Here is a 1,257-nt window from a genome sequence, read left to right on the forward strand (position 1 = left end):
CGCCTTTTTCAAAGACGGGTTTTTGTTATACTTAAAATTTTATTCTACAACATAAGGTAGAAGAGCTATATGTCTAGCCTTCTTTATAGCTACAGTGATTTCTCTTTGATGCTTAGCACAGCTTCCTGAAATTCTTCTCGGAAGAATTTTTCCTCTCTCTGAAATATATTTTCTAAGAGTTGCTACATCTTTGTAATCAATAGCCTTTTCCTTTTCGCCACAGAATGCACAAACTTTTTTTCTCCTGCGTAATCCGTTAGCAGGTCTTCTCTTAGAGTTTTCAGCTCTGTCAGCTTTGTTAAATGCCATGATAAAGTCCCCTTTCTTATTTTAACCTAGTTAAATGGCAGACCCTCGTCATCAACTCCGTCCGGTATATTCATAAATCCGTCTGTACTTGCTGATGCCGGTGACGGTCTTGTGGAAGTATGATAATTATTACCGCTATCACCTACTCCCTTACTATCTGCAAATTCCTGAGTATCTATAATAACCTCAGTTGTATAAACCTTTTGACCTTCTTTATTGGTATAGCTTCCTGTCTGTATACGACCTGAAATCAATACCCTCATTCCCTGTCTAAAATATCTCTCCGCAAACTCGCCCGCTTTATCAAATGCAACACATGGTATAAAGTCTGCTGTTTGTTCCGATGAATCTCCTCCACGCTTAAAACCTCTATCCACCGCAAGTGTATATCTTGCTATAGCCATGGATCTCTCACCGCTTGAATATCTTACTTCCGGGTCTCTTGTCAGTCTACCCATTAATATGGCTCTGTTCATACAATCTCTCCTTCTTATTAAGCTTACTGCTTAACGACTAGGTATCTCACAACCGGTTCCATGATACGAACATTTGCCTCCAACTCGTTAGGGCAGTTATTGTCCTCTGACTGGAACTTAATGAAATAGTAGAAACCTTCTTTTTGTTTATTGATATCATAGGCAAACTTCTTCTTACCCCAGTCATCAACATTAACAATGCTTCCACCAAATCTTGTGATGTAATTTTGAACTTTCTCCAGAGCTTCCGCTCTTGCATCATCTTCAAGCTTACCATTAAGCACTAATGCCAATTCATATGTACTTGTCATTTCTTACCTCCTCTTGGTCTCCGGCCTTTGATGCTGTTGCTCAAAAGCAAGGATTATGTGTCACAGTACTTAATCTTAACATGGTTTTAGTGCTAATACAATAACGTTTTTCTTACGATTTATTATTTCTGTTTTGATGTTCATCCTTTTTTGGGGGTGTG

3 protein-coding genes are annotated in these 1,257 nt (G+C 38.6%); all 3 read right to left on the minus strand.

The genetic code is table 11. The annotated features are described in order from the left end of the window. Positions 1-39 precede the first annotated feature (39 nt). From rpsR to rpsF, 3 genes are read right to left on the minus strand one after another with little or no spacing between them, the layout of a single operon-like run. Positions 40-309 carry a 30S ribosomal protein S18 gene (gene rpsR, locus HMPREF0381_RS12135; protein ID WP_008752284.1) on the minus strand — a complete coding sequence of 90 codons (270 nt, stop codon included), beginning with the start codon at positions 307-309 and terminating at the stop codon, positions 40-42. A 26-nt stretch (positions 310-335) separates the two neighbouring features. Then, positions 336-785, minus strand: coding sequence for a single-stranded DNA-binding protein (locus HMPREF0381_RS12140; RefSeq protein ID WP_008752285.1), 450 nt, complete (start codon positions 783-785; stop codon positions 336-338). A 23-nt stretch (positions 786-808) separates the two neighbouring features. After that, positions 809-1,096: a 30S ribosomal protein S6 gene (rpsF, locus tag HMPREF0381_RS12145; protein ID WP_008752286.1), complete on the minus strand. Its 288-nt coding sequence runs from the start codon at positions 1,094-1,096 to the stop codon at positions 809-811. Positions 1,097-1,257 lie beyond the last annotated feature (161 nt).

Source organism: Lachnoanaerobaculum saburreum DSM 3986, assembly GCF_000185385.1.
In the GTDB taxonomy this organism is placed as follows: domain Bacteria; phylum Bacillota; class Clostridia; order Lachnospirales; family Lachnospiraceae; genus Lachnoanaerobaculum; species Lachnoanaerobaculum saburreum.

Excerpts from the sequence above, each read along its gene's own strand:
- rpsR (WP_008752284.1), bottom strand. The coding sequence starts at position 309 with ATGGCATTTAACAAAGCTGACAGAGCTGAAAACTCTAAGAGAAGACCT.
- HMPREF0381_RS12140 (WP_008752285.1), bottom strand. The coding sequence starts at position 785 with ATGAACAGAGCCATATTAATGGGTAGACTGACAAGAGACCCGGAAGTA.
- rpsF (WP_008752286.1), bottom strand. The coding sequence starts at position 1,096 with ATGACAAGTACATATGAATTGGCATTAGTGCTTAATGGTAAGCTTGAA.